The sequence below is a fragment of the Rhodococcus globerulus NBRC 14531 genome (genome assembly GCF_001894805.1).
In the GTDB taxonomy this organism is placed as follows: Bacteria; Actinomycetota; Actinomycetes; order Mycobacteriales; family Mycobacteriaceae; genus Rhodococcus_F; species Rhodococcus_F globerula.
Window position 1 is genome coordinate 46,832 of record NZ_BCWX01000010.1, and the last position, 19,653, is coordinate 66,484.

The following is a 19,653-nucleotide window of genomic DNA, read 5'->3' on the forward strand; positions in this document are numbered from 1 at the left end:
ACCCGCTTTTGTCTCGTCAGTACTCCGGGTAACCGTCCTCGGGGCCGAGCATGCGCTCGATCCGGGTACATGTGATCTTTGCCAACTCGTCGACGCAGATCTTGCGTTCCACGGATGCCGGATTAGTCAGGCGGACGCGGATGTTCTCGAGGAGATCCTGGGCATCGTGCCCGTGTGAGCACCAGATGTATCGGAACCCGAAGGTCGACTCGTATTCCTCACCGGCTCGGCGGATGGTGGCCATCAGTGACTCGTCGGAATCCCAGATCGCGCATTGTTCGAGGTGGGATGGCGCACTTTGGGCGCGGACGCCGACGGGCGGATGGCAGTGCAGGGCATTTTCGACATCTGCGTCGGACAGGTTGAGCAGTGCGTTCTCCGCTCGGGCCAGGATCTCCGCGTAACTGGCAAACGGGCGACCGTCGCTGACCCATCCAGCCCACGTCATCGAGCAACAGCATTCGTACAGCGCATGGATTGCCTTCGGGCGGGGCAGTTCGTTGAAGCGTTCCAACCCGATCGACTGATGTAGCAGCATGTGCCCTCCCGGTCGGTTCCTGAGGCAGTGTTGGGCGTCCTGCCACGGGTTTGCCAGATGTGCGATCACCATCGATGATCCGACGTTTACCTGCGAATGGGAAGGTTTGCCAGCTCGAATTTTCAGGTTCTTAACACGTGGGAAATCCGTTCAACCGACGTGAACATGGGGCCGGCGGGAGCGTCGACGTTCGGCGCGGCGCAGCACTTCGCGGGTTACCGGAGCGGTTTCGCCTTCGCCGATGAACAGGAAACGAAGCAGGTTGGTCAGAGGATTTCCCTCGGACCATTCGAAGTAGACATCCGGGATCACGCCAGTGAGATCGCGAGCCTTCAGGAGAACGGCTGCGATGGTGTTCGGCACTGCCGGACTGTCCACTCGCAGGACTCGGTGTCTGCCGCGGCGTCGGCCGTGGACAACAAGATCAGTGCTGAAATCGGAGGAGTCGGTGACATTGACTTCCATGAAGATGATCGATTCACCTCTGGGGATGTTGCTGTGCACTCGTTGCTGGAGTTCCTTGACTCGGTACTCCTTTTCGCTGAGGTGGGCGGCGTCGTGCGCGACAATTGCGAGATAGCCCCGGTGCGTGGCTTCGTTGATGAATTGCACAGCGGTGTCGTCGAATTCGACGGATTTAGCGCGCAGCTCGAACGCGCGCGTCACCCTCGACAGGAGGGATACGACCATGATCGCAGCGATGAAGAACGATGCAACTTTCACCCCGTCCGGTCGTTCGATGATATTGGCGATGGTTGTGTAGACAAAGAGAGCTGCAACAAAACTGAAGGCTACGAACAGTTTTCGATTTCCACGTCTGCGCACGGACAGGGTGACTGCCACCGCCGCGGAGGAGATGAGAACCAACACGCCGGTTGCGTACGCGGAACTCTGGGCGTCGACGCTTGCATCGAAGTAGAACGTCACGGTGATCGCGATGACGCTGAACACGAGCACGAGTGGGCGGACCGCGCGAGCCCACGACGGGGCCATTCCGTACCGGGGGAGATATCGGGGAACAAGATTGAGGAGACCGGCCATCGCGGAAGCGCCGGCAAACCACAGGATGAGGATCGTGCTGAGGTCGTAGACGGTGCCGAATATCTGCCCGAGATAGTCGTGAGCAAGAAACGCCAAGGCACGCCCATTTGCAGCGCCACCCGGCTGAAACTCGTTCTCCGGGATGAGAATTGTTGTCACCAGGCTCGACGTCAGCAAGAACCCACTCATGATCAAGGCGGCCGCGGTGAGTAGATGTTTAGTGCCGCGGATACGGCCCTCCGGTTGCGCTTCGGTGTCGCGTGGCCCGCCTTCGATCTGCGGCATCACGGCAACACCGGTCTCGAAACCCGAAAGGCCCAGAGCAAGTTTCGGGAATACGATCAGAGCGATCAGGATCATCATCGCGGGATTGCCGTGTTCCGTCGACATGGCTCGGGTCCAATCGGTGACCAATGCGGGAGCGCTCACGATGTGCCACAGGCTCACGCCGATCACCACGAGATTCAGCGTCAGGTACACCGCGACGAGTCCAACCGCGATGCCGATGGCCTCGGTGAAACCGCGAAGGAACACCGCTGACAGCAGTGCCAGGAGAACCAGCGTGATGACAACGGTCTGTCCGGAGAGAAATGTTGGCGCAAAAGGATTTTCGACGAGGTGGGCGGTTGCATCCGCAGCCGAGAGCGTCATCGTGATCATGAAGTCCGTTGCGGCAAATCCCAGTAACGCCAAGACGAATATCTTGCCGCGCCACTTCGGAAGCAGTCGTTCGAGCATTGCAATCGAACCTTCGCCGTGCGGACTCTCCCGCGCCACGCGTCGGTAGACGGGTAGTGCGCCGAACAGGGTGAGAAGGATGAGCACAACCGTGGCCAACGGGGCCAAGGTGCCGGCTGCGAGGGCGGCGATCCCAGGTTGGTAGCCGAGCGTCGAGAAGTAATCGACCCCGGTCAGGCACATGACTTTCCACCACGGGTGGCGATGTTCCTGCTTTGACGTGATGCGGTGTGGACCCAGGTGTCCGCCGGGTTCTTCGGTGATGTCTGCGAGCAGCCACGACCTCAGCCGACGTCTAGGAGTGCTCGGTTCGGCGGTCGTCGCCATAGTGATCGCTCCTCGTGCGCAGGCTCGATCAACCGGGTACCCGTTTTCCGGTTCTCAGCATTTCCGGTTCTCAGCGGATTCGCAGGAATCTCGAGCTGAATTCTTCGGGAAGCGGGTCTACATTGAAGTAGTCGAACTTCGCCGCAGGCTTGACTTTTGGAACCTGCGACGAGAATGCGGAGTCGAGAGGATCGCGTAATGGCTACTACTGTGGAGACCAGGAATCCGAGAAGTTCGAGCGTGCGGACCGTCCCGCTGGCTCAGTACATCGAAGAGCACCCGACGGTGCGGGTTTTTCCTCCGACGAGCGAACGCGCCGCGCGGATCGCGATGCAGACGATGTGGGCGCTGATTGCAGTGTCGCTTGTGATCTTGGTGCTGGATGAGGCCGGGCTCTTCGGCTGATCGCAACTCGAGGTTACTCTTGAGTAATGAGCGAACAGAAGAGCTGGAATGCGTTCACCGTAGAGCGCGAAGACCACATTGCCCAGGTCACGTTGATCGGCCCTGGCAAGGGCAACGCGATGGGTCCGGATTTCTGGAGTGAACTTCCCGAGATCTTTTCGGACCTCGACGCCGATCCCGATGTGCGCGCTGTCGTCATCGCCGGTTCCGGCAAGCACTTCTCGTTCGGTCTTGATCTGCCGGCGATGAGCGGTGAATTCGGTGCTGTCCTCGCGGACAAGGCTCAGGCCGGTCCGCGAACCAAGTTCCACGACATGATCAAGCGCATGCAGTCCGGCATCAATGCAGTCGCGGATTGCCGCAAGCCGGTGATTGCCGCAGTTCAGGGTTGGTGCATCGGCGGCGGCGTCGACCTCATCACGGCAGCAGACATTCGCTACGCAAGCGCCGACGCCAAGTTCAGCATCCGTGAGGTCAAGGTCGCCATCGTTGCGGACATGGGCAGCCTCGCCCGTCTGCCCGCGATCATCGGCGACGGACACCTGCGCGAACTCGCGTTGACCGGAAAGGACATCAACGCTGCGCGCGCCGAGAAGATCGGCCTCGTCAACGACGTGTTCGACGACGCAGACGCCGTGCTTGCCGCAGCCCGCGCAACTGCCCAGGAAATTGCGCTCAACCCGCCGCTCGTCGTCCACGGCATCAAGGACGTGCTCGATCACTCGCGCAGCGCGAGCGTCGACGACAGCCTGCGCTACGTCGCAGCCTGGAACGCGGCGTTCCTGCCGTCGCAGGACCTGACGGAAGCCATCACCTCGGTCTTCCAGAAGCGCCCGCCGGTCTTCACGGGGGAGTAGACAAACGGGGAGTAGGCAAACGGGGAGTAGGCAAACGGGGAGTAGGCAAACGAAAATCCCCGCGCACCGGAAGGTGAGCGGGGATTTTTTGTGCGCAGATCTTTCAGTGACCGCCGTTGGCAGCGAGACGCTTGATCGAAGCCTCGACCTCGGCCTCTGCCTCGGCGCGGCCGACCCAGTTTGCAGCCTCGACGTGCTTGTTCGGCTCCAAGTCCTTGTAGTGGACGAAGAAGTGCTTGATCGCGTCAAGCTCGAACTGCGAAATGTCGCTGAGGTCCTGGATGTGATCCCAACGCGGATCACCTGCAGGAACGCACAGGACCTTGTCGTCTCCGCCGGCTTCGTCGACCATTTTGAACATGGCAACGGGACGAGCTTCGACGATTACGCCGGGGTACACCGACTCGGGCAGCAGAACCATGGCGTCCAGAGGATCGCCGTCCTCGCCGAGGGTGTTCTCGATGTATCCGTAGTCAGCCGGGTAGCCGAAGGCGGTGTAGAGGTAACGGTCCAGCTTGACGCGGCCGGTCACGTGGTCGACCTCGTACTTGTTGCGCTGACCCTTGGGGATCTCGATGGTGACGTCGAACTCCACGCCGATTCCTCGCTGTCGTGTCGGTAATGATTCGTCCGGAAGGATATCGGGTCAAGGATAAGGTTGGCTGACCACCCAGCAGGGCGAGCACAGACGGAGGGGCGTTGGCGGGCCAGGGAAAGAAAAAGATCGGCTCGTTGGAAGAGCGCAAACGACGCACAGTGCGCATTCTGCTGGCGGTGTGTGTGGTCGCGGTAGTCGCGATCGCGGCAGTGCTGGTTGTCGCACTGGGAACTTCCGAAGAACCCACGCAGAACGCGATTGTCACGACATCGCCACAACCGAGCCCGGTGACGCCGTCGCCGCAGGTAGTTCCTGTTCCGGCAGACGCGCCGATACCGTCGGAGGCTGGAATTGCCGCGGCTATCGGACCGGCTGTCGCGAACCCTGACCTTGGGAAATTCACCGGCGTTGTCGCTGATGCGCTCACCGGGCAGGTTCTGTGGAGCGCCGACCCGTCGACGCCCATGACACCGGCATCCACCACCAAAGTGCTGACCGCAGCTGCTGCGCTGCTGGCATTGCCGCTCGATCATCGACTGTCTACGACAGTGGTCCAGGGTGCTGCGCCGGGGCAGTTGGTGCTGGTCGGTGGCGGTGACCCGACATTGACCGCAACGCCGAAGGGGCAGAGCGGGTACTACGCAAACGCTGCGCATATTGCCGATCTTGTCGATCAGATCAAAGCGTCGGGAACGCCGGTGGACAGCATCGTCGTCGACAGTGGTCTGTTCAAAGGTGACACCATGGCGCAGGGATGGTTCCCGGCCGATATCGCTGCGGGATACATCACACCCATCGAATCGGTGATGATCGAGGGCGGTCGATTCGACGGCTCCATGGACGAATCACCGCGTTCGGAAACTCCCGCATTGGACGCGGGGAAGGTTCTGGCACAGGCACTGGGCGTCGACGTGGCCAAAGTCTCGGCAGGAACTGCGCCCGCCGGCGCCAAAGCGATCGCGAGCGTGCAGTCCGCACCGCTCAGTGACCGTCTGATCCAGATGATGGAACATTCCGACAACGTGCTCGCCGAGACCATCGGGCGCGAGGTGGCGATTGCGTCAGGCACCGAAGCGTCGTTCGCTGGGGCAGTGGAGGGAACCGCCAAGACTCTGCGCGCCGCCGGCTTCGATTACACCGGTGTGACGCTGTTCGACTCCAGCGGACTCTCCGTCGACGATCTCATTCCCGCGGAGGTTCTCGATCGAGTGATGACCGCCGCAGCGGGAGACGGCGACCCGAAGCTGCGGCCTCTGCTCGACTACCTGCCCGTTGCCGGTGGGACCGGCAGCTTGTCCGACCGATATGCGTCGGGCAATCGGACCGGCGCAGGCTGGGTGCGTGCCAAGACGGGAACTCTGTCGACGGCTAGTGCGTTGTCAGGTTTTGTGGTGGATCAAAACGGACGAGTGCTCACCTTTGCGCTCATGTCGAACGATCGGCCACCGGAAGTCAGCCGTCCGGCTTTGGACGCCATCGCCGGAGCATTGAGGAATTGCGGGTGCCAATAGTGGCAGCAGAGAACGACTCGACAACTCTGGGTGGAGCGGTCGACTGGAGTCTCGCGACCAAAGCCGGCATCAGATTGGCGCGCGGTGGTCCGGCCATGTCGCGCTACACCGCCGAAACCGCTACCGCGGAGCTGGCTGACGCGTCGAAGCGCGCCGAACTGCCGGTGCGCGATGTCACCGGTCTGGCCGACGGCCTGCCCGTCCCGGCAGCGGACGTTCTCGACCGAGCCGGCTGGATCACCGCGGCGTCGCGGTCGATGGCCCATCTCACCGGCGCCGATCCGGACGGCAACGGAAATCTGCTGGTCGGCAAACCCGCGGGTTTGCAGGCAGGTGCGATGCTCGCCTACCTGTCGTCGGCGATTCTCGGGCAGTACGACCCCTTCACCGGCGAAAACGGCACGCTGCTTCTGGTCACGCCGAATATCGTGTCCGTCGAGCGTTCGCTCCGACTCAACCCGAGTGATTTCCGGCTATGGGTCTGCCTCCACGAAGTGACGCATCGCGTGCAATTCTCGTCGTCACCGTGGTTGGCGGATTACATGAAGGAATCCGTCGAAACATTGAGCGCGAGCGTCGACGAGTCGATGACGGATGTCGTTGGTCGTCTCACCGCCGAACTGCGGTCCAGGAAGAACCCTGCAGCCGACGGTGACGACGCCACCCCCGGCGGAATCATCGGGCTGCTGCGTGCGTCGCAGGCGGAGCCGCAACGCGAAGCACTTGATCGCATGCTGGTTCTCGGCACTCTGCTCGAAGGTCACGCCGACCACGTGATGGATGCAGTCGGGCCTGCCGTTGTGCCGTCCGTCGCCACGATTCGCGCCGCCTTCGACAAGCGTCGGCAACGCAAGTCCAATCCGGTCCAGCGCATCATCAAGATGCTGCTCGGCATGGACGCCAAGATGGCGCAGTACGTCCGAGGCAAGGCGTTTGTCGACGCCGTGGTTCTCAAAGTCGGGATGGAGCAGTTCAACACCATCTGGACCGGCCCGGAAACATTGCCGTTGCTCGACGAGATCGACCATCCCGACGCGTGGGTGACACGCGTGCTCGGTTAGACGGTGCTGCCTGAAACTGCGTCACTGCTGGAAATGCGGCTGGCGCTGCGGGGGTGGCTGCGTCGCTACCACTCCCACGGCCGGGTGTGTGTGGCGCTGTCCGGTGGTGCTGATTCCTTGGCGCTCACTGCCGCTGCGGTGGCCGAAGCGGAGTCGGTGGACGCGCTGATCGTCGACCATCGTCTGCAGGAGGGCTCGGACGTCGTCGCTCGTGCCGCCGCTGACCAGGCACTGGCTCTGGGAGTTCGCTCGGCGCGGGTACTCACTGTCGACGTCCACGGCAACGGCAGCCTGGAGGCCGCCGCCCGCGATGCGCGCTACGAGGCACTGGACGGCAGCCGGGGAGATGCACCGGTTCTGCTCGGACACACCCTCGACGACCAGGCCGAAACGGTTCTTCTCGGACTCTCCCGCGGATCCGGTGGTCGATCCATTCAGGGAATGCAGGCCTTCGACGATCCGTGGGGCCGGCCGCTGCTCGGCGTGCGACGCGGCGTGACCCGAGCCGCGTGTGAGGACTTGTCGATCACGCCGTGGGAGGACCCGCACAACACCGACGACGAGTTCACGAGGGTTCGATTGCGGCACGAGGCCTTGCCGCTACTCGAAGAAATTCTTGCGGGCGGAGTTGCCGAAGCACTGGCCCGCACTGCCACACAACTACGTGAGGACGGGCAGGTTCTCGACGCGCTTGCCGGCGCCGTACTGCTTCGCGTTGTTGTCGACGGGGAAGTGGAAGTGGACACACTTGCCGAATCGGCCGGTGCGATCCGACGGCGCGTTCTTCGGAGCTGGCTTCTCGGCAGTGGTGCAAAAGCGTTGACGGACAAGCAGTTACGAGCCATCGATGCCTTGATTGCCGATTGGCGGGGGCAAGGTGGTGTCGCGATCGGTGGCGGAACCCCGGAGTCGAGGTTGGTGGTGGTTCGTCGACGTGGCAGGCTGACCGTCGGATTCGAAGACCGACGAAGGGTTTGACGCGTGTACGAGGGTGACATCGCATCGGTACTGATTACCGAGGAACAGATTCGTCAGCGAACGGCCGAACTCGCGGAGGAGATCGCGGCGCGTTATCCCGTCGGTGCACCCGAGGGTGACCTGCTTCTGATCGGTGTTCTCAAAGGCGCAGTCTTCTTCATGACGGACTTTGCCCGGGCTCTCCCGATTCCGTCTCAGATGGAGTTCATGGCCGTCAGCTCTTACGGGTCCTCGACCTCGTCTTCGGGCGTCGTCCGCATTCTCAAGGACCTCGACAAGGACATCGCCGGCCGCCACGTGCTGATCGTCGAGGACATCATCGACTCCGGTCTCACGCTTTCCTGGCTGATGCGCAACCTCAAGACCCGGAACCCCGCGTCGCTCGAGGTCGTCACGCTGCTCCGCAAGCCCGACGCCGTGAAGATCGACGTCGACGTTCGTGACGTGGGCTTCGACATTCCCAACGAGTTCGTCGTCGGTTACGGACTCGACTACGCCGAGCGTTACCGCGATCTGCCGTACATCGGATTGCTGGATCCCGAGGTTTACGGCGGCTGAACTCGCTGCCTCGCGTGAGGTAGGAGTGCGTGTTCGCTTACAGGGAACTATGCGCTGTGGTTGCTCGGGAACCTCGTGGTCTTGGTCGTCGTTGAAATTGCAGACGATCGTTTCGATCGACGTCGACGGCTGCTGACGGGCACAGACAGGACCGACCACGGTAACCTGCAGGTGTCCGGTTGACAGCCGGCGGCGACCGGCAGACCCGCACTCCCGAAAGGACCGGCCACTTCGGCCGACCTGTATGAACCGTAAGACTGTGTTCCGTAACGTGCTACTCGTAGCCGTCGTGCTGATGGTGATCTACGCCTTCAGCTACTTCGGTAACGACACCCGTGGCTTCAAGACCGTCGATACGTCGGTCGCGATCTCCCAGATAGACGCCAAAAACGTCACGTCTGCGCAGATCGACGACCGTGAGCAGCAGGTTCGCCTGTGGCTCAAGGAAGGTAACGACGCGACTGGTGGCCAGACGCAGATCTTGGCGAAGTACCCCGAGAGTGCGTCCCAGCAGATCTTCCAGGACATCGAGGGTGCCGGGCTCGAGAAGTTCAACACCACCGTCACCACTCAGAGTTGGCTGACGTCGATTCTGTTGTTCGTCCTGCCGATGATCATTCTGTTCGGCATCTTCTTCTTCGTCATGAACCGCATGCAGGGCGGCGGGGGACGCGGCGGTGTGATGGGCTTCGGTAAGTCGAAGGCCAAGCAGCTGTCCAAGGACATGCCCAAGACCACGTTCGCCGATGTCGCCGGTGCGGACGAAGCTGTCGAAGAGCTGTACGAAATCAAGGACTTCCTCCAGAACCCGACGCGCTACCAGGCCCTCGGTGCCAAGATCCCGCGCGGTGTCCTGCTGTACGGGCCTCCCGGTACCGGTAAGACGCTCCTCGCTCGCGCTGTTGCAGGCGAAGCCGGTGTCCCGTTCTTCACCATCTCCGGTTCCGATTTTGTCGAGATGTTTGTCGGTGTCGGCGCGTCGCGTGTTCGTGACATGTTCGAGCAGGCCAAGCAGAACAGCCCTTGCATCATCTTTGTCGACGAGATCGACGCCGTCGGTCGTCAGCGTGGCGCAGGCCTCGGCGGCGGGCACGACGAACGTGAACAGACTCTTAACCAGTTGCTCGTCGAGATGGACGGTTTCGGTGACCGCACCGGCATCATCCTGATCGCCGCAACCAACCGCCCAGACATTCTCGACCCGGCTCTGCTCCGTCCGGGCCGCTTCGACCGCCAGATTCCCGTCGGTGCCCCCGACCTCGCCGGCCGACGCGCCATCCTGCGTGTTCATTCGCAGGGCAAGCCGATCGATCCCAACGCAGACCTCGAGGGTCTCGCCAAGCGGACCGTCGGTATGTCGGGCGCTGATCTGGCCAACGTCATCAACGAGGCCGCACTGCTCACGGCGCGCGAGAACGGCACCGTCATCACGGAAGCCGCACTGGAGGAATCCGTCGACCGCGTTGTCGGTGGACCGCGTCGCAAGAGCCGCATCATCAGCGAGCACGAGAAGAAGATCACCGCGTACCACGAGGGTGGACACACACTCGCGGCGTGGGCGATGCCCGACATCGAGCCCGTCTACAAGGTCACCATTCTCGCTCGCGGTCGCACCGGCGGCCACGCGATGACGGTGCCAGAGGACGACAAGGGTTTGATGACGCGCTCCGAGATGATCGCGCGTCTCGTGATGGCGATGGGTGGACGCGCCGCGGAGGAATTGGTCTTCCACGAGCCCACCACCGGCGCGTCGTCCGATATCGACATGGCCACCAAGATCGCTCGCGCGATGGTCACCGAATACGGCATGAGCGCCAAGCTCGGTGCAGTCCGCTACGGGCAGGAGGGCGGCGATCCGTTCCTCGGCCGTTCGATGGGAGTGCAGTCCGACTACTCGCATGAGATCGCCCGCGAGATCGACGAGGAGGTGCGCAACCTCATCGAGGCCGCGCACACCGAAGCGTGGGCAATTCTCAGCGAGTACCGTGACGCCCTCGACCTCATTGCCAGCGAACTGCTCGAGCGTGAGACGTTGACCCGCAAGGATCTCGAGAAGATTCTTGCCGGCGTCGAAAAGCGTCCGCGCATCACGGCTTTCAATGATTTCGGCGGCCGCACGCCGTCGGATCGTCCGCCGGTCAAGACGCCTCGTGAATTGGCGATCGAACGTGGCGAGACGTGGCCGGAGCCGGCCCCGGCGCCCGTGCTCGTGAAGTCGGGTGCGCCCGCTGCCTCGAGCATCGGCGGTTCCAACGGTTACGCGCAACCCAATGCTCCGCAGCAGCAGCCTGCGGCCCCCCAGCAACCCGCACCCGCGCCGGGTACTCCCGACTACGGAGCACCGGCCGGTTGGTCGGCTCCGGGTTGGCCGCCGCGCGAGAACGAGACGCAGGCGTACCCCGGCCAGCAGACCGGCGGATACCAGGGCACGCCCAACCAGGGCGCTCCCAACCAGGCACAGCCTGCGCCGGGCCAGTACGGTCAGCCGGCACCGGGTCAGTACAGCCAGCCGGCACCGGGTCAGTACAGCCAGCCCGCACCCGGTCAGTACGGTCAGCCGCAGAGCCATCCGGGTGAGCAGGCCTATGGTCAGCAGAATCCGGGCCAGCAGCAGAATCCGGGCCAGCAGTACCAGGGCCAGCCTCAGTACCCGACCCAGCATTACACGGGTCAACAGGGTCAACCGAGCTACCCGGTGCAGTACCCGGACGGTGGGCCGTTTGCCGATCCGAACCGTGGAAATGCCGGTGGAAACACGGGCGTCGAGGGTCAGGATCAGTGGCTGGCGCCGGAGTCGGATCCCAACGCCGCGTCGAGCGACGACGGACCGAGCACCATGCGCTGGGACGGACCGGACGGATCTCGCTGACCAACCGCCGTTAGGCTCATGCGGCGGGGTATGAAACAAACTCTCGAGGAGCGTTCGGTTGTCGGTGAATGAAGTGGTCAGTGAACTGGTATCGGTTGAAACAGGACGGCCGTTCGATCAGGCCCGTGCAGAAGCAGCGGTTCGTGAACTGTTGATCGCGGTGGGCGAGGATCCGGACCGTCCCGGTTTGCTCGATACACCCGCACGGGTGGCTCGGTCGTACAAGGAGATCTTTGCCGGGCTGTACTCCGAACCGGATCAGGCACTCAACACCACGTTCGACGAAGGACACCAGGAACTGGTGCTCGTGCGCGACATTCCGATGTACTCGACCTGCGAGCACCACTTGGTCTCGTTCCACGGGGTGGCACATGTCGGCTATATCCCGGGTAAATCCGGCAAGGTCACCGGACTGTCCAAGTTGGCGCGAGTTGTCGATCTGTACGCAAAGCGGCCGCAGGTCCAAGAACGGCTGACAAGCCAGATCGCCGATGCGTTGATGCGCAAGCTCGATCCGCGCGGTGCCATCGTGGTCATCGAGGCCGAGCATCTGTGCATGGCGATGCGTGGTATCCGCAAGCCCGGCGCGAACACGACGACGTCGGCTGTTCGTGGGCTCCTGCAGTCCAGCGCGGCCTCGCGTTCCGAGGCTCTGGACCTCATTCTTCGTAAGTGAGCGCAGTGAACTCCGCGGGCGGCGTGTCGACGGATCCGGGTCGGACGCTGGTGATGGGGGTCCTCAACGTCACCGCTGATTCATTCTCGGACGGTGGCCAGTTCCTCGATCGAGATGCGGCGCTTGCCCGCGGACTGGAACTGAAAGCTCTGGGCGTAGACATCGTCGATGTCGGTGGCGAATCGACCCGGCCGGGAGCCTCGAGGGTTGATCCGAAAGTGGAAGCGGGACGGGTAGCGCCGGTCATCGAGGAGTTGGTGGCCGCGGGCATTCGCGTCAGCGTCGACACCATGCGCGCATCGGTTGCCGCTGCCGCGATCGAAGCCGGCGTCGACATCGTCAACGACGTATCCGGCGGTCGCGCAGATGCCGACATGGCGTCGGTGGTTGCCGATGCCGGGATTCCGTGGGTTCTGATGCACTGGCGTTCGGCGAGTGACTACGTTCACCGCGGCAGCGCCGATCACTACGACGACGTTGTCAGCGACGTTCGTGACGAACTGCTGACTCAGGTTGACCTCGCGCTGAAAGCGGGTGTCGATTCCTCTGCCATCATCCTCGATCCGGGCCTGGGGTTCGCGAAGAACGCCGACCACAACTGGGCACTGCTGCGGGCATTGCCGGAGTTCACGGCGTTGGGTTTTCCTGTTCTGGTGGGGGCGTCGCGTAAGCGTTTCCTCGGGTCGCTGCTCAGCGATTCCGACGGGACGCCGCGGCCGCCGGCCGGTCGGGAAACTGCGACGGCGGTGGTCTCCGCGCTTGCCGCACGTGATGGCGCGTGGGGTGTTCGTGTTCACGACGCCCAGGCGTCACTCGACGCTATCGCTGTTGTGGAAGCGTGGTCTCGTGGACGGGAAAGGGACTGACATGGGCGATCGGATCGAGTTACGAGGACTGAAAGTCCGTGGCAATCATGGTGTTTTCGACCATGAGAAGCGTGACGGTCAGGACTTCTTCATCGACATCACGGTGTGGATGGACTTGGCCCCGGCAGCCGCGTCGGACAATCTCGAACACACGCTGCACTACGGCGAGTTGGCCGAGGCTGCCGCAGCGATTGTCGGTGGACCGTCACGCGATCTCATCGAAACCGTTGCTGCCGAGATCGCCGACAACGTCATGACGGATACGCGGGTGCAGAGCGTCGAAGTTGTTGTCCACAAGCCGTCGGCACCGATCCCACTCGTGTTCGCAGACGTTGCCGTCGTTGCTCATCGGACGAGGCAGAAATGACTCGGGCCGTTCTGTCGATCGGCTCGAACATCGGCGATAGCCTGGCCCATTTGCAATCTGCGGTCGACGGTCTCGGAGACGCCGTAGTGGCTGTGTCACCGGTGTATTCGACCGCGCCGTGGGGTGGCGTCGAACAGCAGGATTTTCTCAACGCCGTCCTACTCGTGGACGATCCGACGGCCGGAAGCTACGACTGGCTGCTGCGGTCGCGCAAACTCGAGGAAGACGCCGATCGGGTGCGTGATCAGCGATGGGGTCCGCGGAGCTTGGACGTCGACGTGGTGGATTGTGAAGGAATTGTCAGTGCTGATCCGGAGCTGACGCTGCCGCACCCGCGGGCACATCTGCGGGCCTTTGTACTCATTCCCTGGCTTGACGTCGAACCAGGTGCAACCCTGATGGTCGATCAGGAGGTTCGGGCTGTTGCGCAGGTGCTCGCGAACCTCGATCGCTCGGAGCGCGACGGAGTGCGCGTCACGGATTCGGTGCTGATTCGGTGACCGAACAGGATCGGGGCATGAAACCGACAAAAATCAGCGAGCTACTGGTTTTGACCGGTGTGGCCGCGGTTGCCACCTGGATTCTGATTCGTGTGTTCTACGGTTCGATGCCGCCCATCCCGGTGTACGCGGGCGCGTCGCTGTATCTGGCCGCGATCGCCGAGGTGATCCTCGCGTTTGTCATTCGGTCCCGGATCAAGGGAAGCCAGATCGGCGACGGTTATCGACAACTGCACCCGATCGCTGCGGCACGCGCCCTCGCGCTCGCAAAAGCGTCAGTACTGGTCGGTTCAGCTACCACTGGGGTGTGGATCGGAGCACTGGTGTATCTGATCCCACAACGATCCGTTTTGAAAGCTGCCGCCGAGGACACGCCGGGGGCGTGGGTCGGACTTGGTGCAGCAATTGCGCTGGTAGCAGCCGCGCTGTGGCTCGAACACTGTTGTAAGACGCCAGAAGATACACCTGACGAGCCGGCGCACTGAGCGCTGCGGTAGGCGAATCGCATGGGTAAGGTCCATGGCACCTGCGCTCTCGACAAGTACCCTGGCAACCATGACGAATTCTGGTCGATCGAAGTCTGCGCGCCGTAGCAAGCGCAGCGCGAGCCAGATGATCGTTGCCGGTCTTCTTGCTCTCGCCGTCATCGCCTCACTGTTTCTGATCTTCAGTAACAGTGTTCAACTCCTTCGTGTCGGACTGGTGGTGGCGCTCTGGGCAGCCACGCTGGGTGCGATCGCGATGACGAAGTACCGCCGCGAATCAGCGCTCGACAAAGCAAAGGTCGCGGACTTGCAGACCGTGTACGAGCTGCAGCTGGAGCGTGAGATTTCCGCTCGACGCGAATACGAGTTGAGTGTCGAAAGTCGCATCCGCCGTGAAGTCGGCACCGACTCGGCAGAACTGTCGGCACTTCGCGAAGAATTGGTGGCGCTTCGACGCAATCTCGAAGCGCTCTTCGAAGGTGGATTGCTCCCCGAACGCCCGGCTTTGAAGGCCGACTCGACGCGCGTCGGAGAACTCGGCGGCGGTTCCTACAGCGCATATCAACCCGCAGCATCGGGCCTGTACGTACCCGGTGCCGGTCAGAACGCCACCAATTCCCCGAGCCCCCAGGTAGGTGGGTTGGCGTCGCCGAACGACGGTCCGGTCACCGCCGAAACCACCGTCGTGTTCGAGGAAGTCGCGTGGCGCGAGGCAGCTGCGAAGAATGCGGCCGCCAAAAATGCTCAGGTCAAACGCAATTCGCAGCAGGCGCAAGGCGCGCAGCGCGGCGAAAACCGTGAGCCTGCTGTTGCCGCAGCGAAGCCTGTCGTTGTCACGCCGCCGATCGCGAAGCCTGTAGTTGTGAAGCCTGAGACCGTCAAGCCTGTCGTTGACGAGCCAGTAGTCGAAGAAGTGGTCGAGGTAGTCGCCGAAGTTGTCGAAGAGCCAGTGGTCGCCGAAGTAGTCGAAGAGCCAGCGGTCGCACCTGCAAGCAGTGCTCCTGAGCCAATTGTCACACCTGCAAGCAGTGCTCCTGAGCCAACATCCGAACCCACGGAGGAACCACGTCGTCGGCGTCGCGCAGTCCCGGACAGTGCCGACAGCGGTGCTCACTCCAACGGTTTGACGGTGGCCGAGATCATGGCAAATCTCAGTTCTGCGAATCCGGCGGAAGGCTCAGGGCGCCGTCGGCGCCGTGAAGATTGAGAGCCGTTGAGTCCTAGATCACTCGCTCGTCCATAGCGTCGCGTCTGGCGCGGGGGATATCCTCGTCGAAGAACGTCTGGTACCCGCAGAGCGGGACTGGAACGAACGAGAGGAATCCGGTGACTTCCTTCGGGATCACTAACGGACCTGTGCCTGCGCGATTGACGGTTGGAATTGTCTCGGCAGGGCGGGTCGGAACTGCGGTAGGTGCCGCACTCGAGCGTGCTGGACACATTGTCGGCGCATGCTCTGCTGTATCTGCGGCATCAGTTGCGCGGGCGGCTAAACGACTGCCCGATTCCGAGATCCTGCCTGCCGCCGATGTTGCAGCTCGTTCGGAATTGTTGATCCTTGCAGTTCCGGACGATCAACTGGCGGATCTGGTCAAGGGCCTGGCAGCTACGAACGCAGTCAAGCCCGGAACACTTGTGGCCCACACATCCGGCGCCAATGGGATTTCCATCCTGGCTCCGTTGACGGAACTGGGCGCGCTGCCTTTGGCTATCCATCCGGCGATGACGTTCACCGGGCATGACGAGGACACCGCTCGGTTGTCGTCGGCGTGCTTCGGGATCACCGCTGCAGATGACATCGGGTACGCGATCGCTCAATCGCTGGTCCTCGAGATCGGCGGCGAACCGGTTCGGGTCCGCGAGGAGAACCGTGCGCTGTACCACGCTGCATTGGCGCACGGCAGCAATCACCTCGTCACACTGGTCGTGGATGCCGTCGAGGCGCTGCGCGCGTCGTTGCAGGGAGATGAGTTGCTCGGTCAGCAGTTGATCGACGGCGATCCCGGAGGAGTTGCAGAGCGGGTTTTGCAGCCACTTCTCTCCGCTGCCTTGGACAACGCATTACGACGCGGCCCGTCGGCATTGACGGGTCCGGTGGCTCGCGGTGATGCCGCGGCTGTCGAGACACATTTACGAGTACTGACGGATCTCGACCCGGAGCTTGCAGCCGGATATCGAGCGATGTCCTTGCGATCGGCCCAGCGGGTGGGCGCCCCCACCACATTGTTCGACATCTTGACTGAAACGGGAGGTGACCGTCGTGAGTGATTTGCAGGGCGGATACAAGCGCGGCGAACTGACAGTGCACCACGAGCCGGACATGATTCGGCGTGTGTCGAAGGCCTTGCGCGGAGTGGGTCGCCAGGTGGCGTTGGTTCCGACGATGGGCGCTCTTCACGCGGGGCACATCGAGTTGGTTCGTCAGGCCAAGATCACCGGAGCGGTTGTCGTCGTCTCCATCTTCGTGAATCCGCTGCAGTTCAGTGCGGGCGAGGACCTGGACGCGTACCCGCGCACTCTCGACGCGGACCTCGATCTGCTTCGGGCCGAGGGCGTCGAGTTGGTCTTCGCGCCGAGCGCGAAGACGATGTACCCGCGCGGTCAGCGCACGACAGTAATGCCGGGTCCGTTGGGCAGCGAACTCGAAGGCGGCGCCCGCCCGACGCACTTCGCAGGCATGCTGACGGTGGTGGCGAAGCTGCTGCAGATCGTGGCTCCCAACCACGCGTACTTCGGGGAAAAGGACTACCAGCAGCTGACGCTGATCCGTCAGATGGTGTGGGATCTCAACTTCGACGTGCAGATCATCGGTGTTCCGACGGTCCGCGAGTTCGACGGACTCGCATTGTCCTCCCGTAACCGGTACCTCGACGAGAGCCAGCGGACCGCGGCCGTGGCACTGTCGGCGGCGCTGATCGCCGGCGCTCATGCTGCCGCCGGTGGTGCAGAAGCGATCCTCGAGACTGCGCGCGCCGTTCTGGCCGCAGTCCCCGAGATCGAGGTCGATTACCTCGAAGTTCGTGGTGTTGATCTCGGACCCGCCCCGGAGCGCGGCGACGGCCGACTGTTGGTGGCCGCCAAGCTCGGTACCACCCGGTTGATCGACAACGTGGGAGTCGCGGTGGGAACCGGATTCCTCGAACGTGACACCGACCCTTCCGCCGACGCTGTTGACGACCTGCTGTCTCACTGAGCCCCCTCACGAGTAAAGGACCTTGGATATGTTTCGCACCATGATGAAGTCGAAGATCCACCGCGCGACGGTGACTCATGCCGATCTGCATTACGTCGGCTCGGTCACGGTCGACGAGGATCTGATGGATGCCGCCGATCTGCTCGAAGGTGAGCAGGTGTGCATCGTGGACATCGACAACGGTGCCCGCCTCGAGACCTACGTCATTGCGGGTGAGCGCGGCAGCGGTGTCATCGGAATCAACGGTGCGGCAGCGCATCTGGTCAAGCCTGGCGATCTCGTGATCCTCATTGCGTACGGCGTGATGAACGCGCAGGAAGTCAAGGAGTACAACCCGCGAGTAGTGTTCGTCGACGCCGACAACAACCAGGTGGAACTTGGTTCCGACCCGGCACACGCACCCGAAGGTTCCGGTCTGATCACTCCTCGTATGCTGTCGACCCTGGACGCCGAGCGCGAATCCAGTCTGGTCTAACCGTGCTGCTCACGGTCGACGTGCGGAACACCAACATCGTTCTGGGATTGTTCTCCGGGGTTGGTGAGTATTCGAAGTTGTTGCAGGACTGGCGGATGCGTACCGATCCGCGGATGACGGCTGATGAATTGGCGTTGACGTTCCGCGGGCTGCTGGGGCAGCACGTCGATCAGATCACCGGTGTCGCGGCGTTGTCGACGGTACCGTCGGTGCTGCGTGAGATTCGCGTGATGCTCGGGCGGTACTGGGGACATGTTCCGCACGTTGTGGTTGAACCAGGTGTGCGAACCGGAGTGCCGCTGCTGGTGGACAATCCCAAAGAGGTGGGCGCCGACAGGATCGTGAACAGCCTTGCGGCGCATTATCTTTACGAGAGCCCCTGCATCGTTGTCGATTTCGGAACGTCGACGTGTATCGACGTCGTGTCGGGCAAGGGTGAGTTTCTGGGCGGCTGTATTGCGCCGGGCCTCGAGATCTCGACCGACGCCTTGGCGTCGCAGTCTGCCGCACTGCGGAAAGTGGAATTGGTGCGTCCGCGTTCGGTGGTCGGAAAGAACACCGTGGAGTGCATGCAGTCCGGAGCGGTGTTCGGCTTTGCCGGTCTTGTAGACGGATTGGTACGACGCGTTCGCGAGGAGTTGCCGGAGTTCGGTGGCTTGGACGTCGCGGTGATCGCCACGGGAGACAGTGCACCGCTGATCATTCCGGAGTCCGCCACCATCGAGCACCTCGAACGGGATCTCACGCTCGAGGGGTTGCGGTTGGTGTTCGAGCGCAATCAGGCGCGTAGGGGATCGGGTCGACGGCCGATAGCGTGACCGTCCATGTGTGACGTAGGGAATTCTCTCCACAGGTTTCGCGATCGCAGAAGTTGTGCCACAATGGTCAACGTGAATCGCTGCAAGAGTGCTCAGGAGTGTTGTCGAGGCTGACCGCTGCCTTGACCAATTCACATCTCCTTGGAGCTAGCTCGTGCTACCCACATATTCTGCAGATCTCTCTGTTTTGACCCCTACTCTTGCATCTGGTCGTGGTGTTTCCGCAGGTAACGGTGCTAATCGCGGTTCGTCCGGACGACGTCAGAACCGGGCTTCGTTGCCCACCCGCTTGCGTCCCGCTGATCTTCTGCGCCTCACCGACGAGGGGGCAAACGGTGTTCTCGACGGACGTTTCGATCACCTCATTCCCGAGGCGTTCCCGACCGTCGAGCGGTGGTCCACTCGCTTGTATGCCGACGACGACGTCGACGTCTGGCTCATCAGCTGGGTTCCGGAACGTAACACCGAATTACATGACCACGCAGGTTCTTTCGGGGCCCTCACGGTTCTCAGTGGTTCGCTCACCGAATATCGCTGGGCAGGTGAAGAATTGGTGGAGCGTCAGCTCGACGCCGGCGATCAGGCGGCATTCCAGCTCGGTTGGGTACACGATGTCGTATGGACACCGCCGCAGCCCGGATCGAAGATCGAAATAAGCTCTGATTCACCGACTTTGAGCGTCCATGCCTACTCGCCGCCATTGACGGCAATGTCCTACTACGAAGTCACGGACAACAACACACTTCGTCGCACACGTACCGAGCTGACCGACCAGCCCGAGGGAGTTTGAAA

At 62.4% G+C, this 19,653-nt stretch carries 22 protein-coding genes; 18 read left to right on the forward strand and 4 right to left on the reverse strand.

Annotated elements, in window-relative coordinates; genetic code table 11:
* Window positions 1-16 precede the first annotated feature (16 nt).
* Complete coding sequence (locus tag RG2_RS28965) at window positions 17-538, reverse strand: 2-oxo-4-hydroxy-4-carboxy-5-ureidoimidazoline decarboxylase (RefSeq protein ID WP_033236310.1); 522 nt, start codon at window positions 536-538, stop codon at window positions 17-19.
* 150 nt (window positions 539-688) lie between these two features.
* Window positions 689-2,644 (reverse strand): amino acid permease, encoded by a 1,956-nt coding sequence (locus tag RG2_RS28970; RefSeq protein WP_051730698.1) that lies wholly within the window; start codon window positions 2,642-2,644, stop codon window positions 689-691.
* 198 nt (window positions 2,645-2,842) lie between these two features.
* Between RG2_RS28970 and RG2_RS31615 the strand changes: the two genes are divergently transcribed.
* Both RG2_RS31615 and RG2_RS28975 read left to right on the forward strand, forming a co-directional pair.
* On the forward strand, window positions 2,843-3,049 hold the full coding sequence (locus RG2_RS31615) for a hypothetical protein (protein ID WP_092806021.1): 207 nt from the start codon (window positions 2,843-2,845) through the stop codon (window positions 3,047-3,049).
* Between the two features lie 26 nt (window positions 3,050-3,075).
* Window positions 3,076-3,906, forward strand: coding sequence for a crotonase/enoyl-CoA hydratase family protein (locus RG2_RS28975; protein ID WP_033236311.1), 831 nt, complete (start codon window positions 3,076-3,078; stop codon window positions 3,904-3,906).
* 103 nt (window positions 3,907-4,009) lie between these two features.
* On the opposite strand, the gene RG2_RS28980 is transcribed toward RG2_RS28975, so the two are convergent.
* Entirely contained in the window at window positions 4,010-4,501 is a 492-nt protein-coding gene (locus RG2_RS28980; RefSeq protein WP_033236312.1) for an inorganic diphosphatase, read from the reverse strand.
* Between the two features lie 104 nt (window positions 4,502-4,605).
* Between RG2_RS28980 and dacB the strand changes: the two genes are divergently transcribed.
* From dacB to RG2_RS29035, 11 genes are all read left to right on the forward strand, one after another.
* Window positions 4,606-6,015: a D-alanyl-D-alanine carboxypeptidase/D-alanyl-D-alanine endopeptidase gene (gene dacB / locus RG2_RS28985; protein ID WP_033236313.1), complete on the forward strand. Its 1,410-nt coding sequence runs from the start codon at window positions 4,606-4,608 to the stop codon at window positions 6,013-6,015.
* Window positions 6,006-7,076: an Rv3626c family coenzyme F420 biosynthesis-associated protein gene (locus RG2_RS28990; RefSeq protein WP_371851354.1), complete on the forward strand. Its 1,071-nt coding sequence runs from the start codon at window positions 6,006-6,008 to the stop codon at window positions 7,074-7,076. The genes dacB and RG2_RS28990 overlap by 10 nt, the downstream gene beginning before the upstream one ends.
* A gap of 33 nt (window positions 7,077-7,109) precedes the next feature.
* The gene (gene tilS, locus RG2_RS28995; protein ID WP_033236315.1) at window positions 7,110-8,054 is read left to right on the forward strand and encodes a tRNA lysidine(34) synthetase TilS; all 945 of its coding nucleotides are present in this window, start codon (window positions 7,110-7,112) and stop codon (window positions 8,052-8,054) included.
* Between the two features lie 3 nt (window positions 8,055-8,057).
* Complete coding sequence (hpt, locus tag RG2_RS29000) at window positions 8,058-8,612, forward strand: hypoxanthine phosphoribosyltransferase (RefSeq protein ID WP_033236316.1); 555 nt, start codon at window positions 8,058-8,060, stop codon at window positions 8,610-8,612.
* A gap of 244 nt (window positions 8,613-8,856) precedes the next feature.
* Complete coding sequence (gene ftsH, locus RG2_RS29005; protein WP_033236317.1) at window positions 8,857-11,481, forward strand: ATP-dependent zinc metalloprotease FtsH; 2,625 nt, start codon at window positions 8,857-8,859, stop codon at window positions 11,479-11,481.
* A gap of 58 nt (window positions 11,482-11,539) precedes the next feature.
* Window positions 11,540-12,157: a GTP cyclohydrolase I FolE gene (gene folE / locus RG2_RS29010; RefSeq protein WP_033236318.1), complete on the forward strand. Its 618-nt coding sequence runs from the start codon at window positions 11,540-11,542 to the stop codon at window positions 12,155-12,157.
* 53 nt (window positions 12,158-12,210) lie between these two features.
* Window positions 12,211-13,023 carry a dihydropteroate synthase gene (gene folP, locus RG2_RS29015; protein WP_051730707.1) on the forward strand — a complete coding sequence of 271 codons (813 nt, stop codon included), beginning with the start codon at window positions 12,211-12,213 and terminating at the stop codon, window positions 13,021-13,023.
* A 1-nt stretch (window position 13,024) separates the two neighbouring features.
* The gene (folB, locus tag RG2_RS29020) at window positions 13,025-13,390 is read left to right on the forward strand and encodes a dihydroneopterin aldolase (RefSeq protein WP_033236319.1); all 366 of its coding nucleotides are present in this window, start codon (window positions 13,025-13,027) and stop codon (window positions 13,388-13,390) included.
* Entirely contained in the window at window positions 13,387-13,890 is a 504-nt protein-coding gene (gene folK / locus RG2_RS29025) for a 2-amino-4-hydroxy-6-hydroxymethyldihydropteridine diphosphokinase (RefSeq protein WP_033236320.1), read from the forward strand. Before folB ends, folK begins: the two co-directional genes overlap by 4 nt.
* Before the next feature lie 17 nt (window positions 13,891-13,907).
* Window positions 13,908-14,375, forward strand: a complete 468-nt coding sequence (locus RG2_RS29030; protein WP_033236378.1) for a DUF3180 domain-containing protein — start codon at window positions 13,908-13,910, stop codon at window positions 14,373-14,375.
* A 70-nt stretch (window positions 14,376-14,445) separates the two neighbouring features.
* The gene (locus RG2_RS29035) at window positions 14,446-15,582 is read left to right on the forward strand and encodes a DUF6779 domain-containing protein (RefSeq protein WP_051730699.1); all 1,137 of its coding nucleotides are present in this window, start codon (window positions 14,446-14,448) and stop codon (window positions 15,580-15,582) included.
* A gap of 13 nt (window positions 15,583-15,595) precedes the next feature.
* Here RG2_RS29035 and RG2_RS32510 read toward each other — a convergent pair whose 3' ends face one another.
* Complete coding sequence (locus tag RG2_RS32510; protein WP_255285245.1) at window positions 15,596-15,721, reverse strand: hypothetical protein; 126 nt, start codon at window positions 15,719-15,721, stop codon at window positions 15,596-15,598.
* Here RG2_RS32510 and RG2_RS29040 point away from each other — a divergent pair.
* The 5 genes from RG2_RS29040 to RG2_RS29060 all read left to right on the forward strand — a co-directional run bounded on the left by RG2_RS29040 (window position 15,702) and on the right by RG2_RS29060 (window position 19,651).
* Window positions 15,702-16,643, forward strand: a complete 942-nt coding sequence (locus RG2_RS29040) for a Rossmann-like and DUF2520 domain-containing protein (protein WP_033236322.1) — start codon at window positions 15,702-15,704, stop codon at window positions 16,641-16,643. The genes RG2_RS32510 and RG2_RS29040 overlap by 20 nt on opposite strands.
* On the forward strand, window positions 16,636-17,568 hold the full coding sequence (gene panC, locus RG2_RS29045; protein WP_174557386.1) for a pantoate--beta-alanine ligase: 933 nt from the start codon (window positions 16,636-16,638) through the stop codon (window positions 17,566-17,568). Before RG2_RS29040 ends, panC begins: the two co-directional genes overlap by 8 nt.
* 28 nt (window positions 17,569-17,596) lie before the next feature.
* The gene (gene panD / locus RG2_RS29050) at window positions 17,597-18,043 is read left to right on the forward strand and encodes an aspartate 1-decarboxylase (protein WP_033236324.1); all 447 of its coding nucleotides are present in this window, start codon (window positions 17,597-17,599) and stop codon (window positions 18,041-18,043) included.
* Window positions 18,044-18,045: 2 nt separating this feature from the next.
* Window positions 18,046-18,861 carry a type III pantothenate kinase gene (locus tag RG2_RS29055; RefSeq protein WP_033236325.1) on the forward strand — a complete coding sequence of 272 codons (816 nt, stop codon included), beginning with the start codon at window positions 18,046-18,048 and terminating at the stop codon, window positions 18,859-18,861.
* Between the two features lie 277 nt (window positions 18,862-19,138).
* On the forward strand, window positions 19,139-19,651 hold the full coding sequence (locus RG2_RS29060) for a cysteine dioxygenase (protein WP_033236326.1): 513 nt from the start codon (window positions 19,139-19,141) through the stop codon (window positions 19,649-19,651).
* Window positions 19,652-19,653 lie beyond the last annotated feature (2 nt).

What these genes read in the sequence shown, in the direction of transcription:
- RG2_RS31615 (WP_092806021.1), top strand. Translation starts at nt 2,843, where the DNA reads ATGGCTACTACTGTGGAGACCAGGAATCCGAGAAGTTCGAGCGTGCGG.
- RG2_RS28965 (WP_033236310.1), bottom strand. Translation starts at nt 538, where the DNA reads ATGCTGCTACATCAGTCGATCGGGTTGGAACGCTTCAACGAACTGCCC.
- tilS (WP_033236315.1), top strand. Translation starts at nt 7,110, where the DNA reads ATGCGGCTGGCGCTGCGGGGGTGGCTGCGTCGCTACCACTCCCACGGC.
- RG2_RS29030 (WP_033236378.1), top strand. Translation starts at nt 13,908, where the DNA reads ATGAAACCGACAAAAATCAGCGAGCTACTGGTTTTGACCGGTGTGGCC.
- folP (WP_051730707.1), top strand. Translation starts at nt 12,211, where the DNA reads ATGGGGGTCCTCAACGTCACCGCTGATTCATTCTCGGACGGTGGCCAG.
- ftsH (WP_033236317.1), top strand. Translation starts at nt 8,857, where the DNA reads ATGAACCGTAAGACTGTGTTCCGTAACGTGCTACTCGTAGCCGTCGTG.
- folB (WP_033236319.1), top strand. Translation starts at nt 13,025, where the DNA reads ATGGGCGATCGGATCGAGTTACGAGGACTGAAAGTCCGTGGCAATCAT.
- RG2_RS29035 (WP_051730699.1), top strand. Translation starts at nt 14,446, where the DNA reads ATGACGAATTCTGGTCGATCGAAGTCTGCGCGCCGTAGCAAGCGCAGC.
- RG2_RS28975 (WP_033236311.1), top strand. Translation starts at nt 3,076, where the DNA reads ATGAGCGAACAGAAGAGCTGGAATGCGTTCACCGTAGAGCGCGAAGAC.
- panD (WP_033236324.1), top strand. Translation starts at nt 17,597, where the DNA reads ATGTTTCGCACCATGATGAAGTCGAAGATCCACCGCGCGACGGTGACT.
- folK (WP_033236320.1), top strand. Translation starts at nt 13,387, where the DNA reads ATGACTCGGGCCGTTCTGTCGATCGGCTCGAACATCGGCGATAGCCTG.
- RG2_RS28970 (WP_051730698.1), bottom strand. Translation starts at nt 2,644, where the DNA reads ATGGCGACGACCGCCGAACCGAGCACTCCTAGACGTCGGCTGAGGTCG.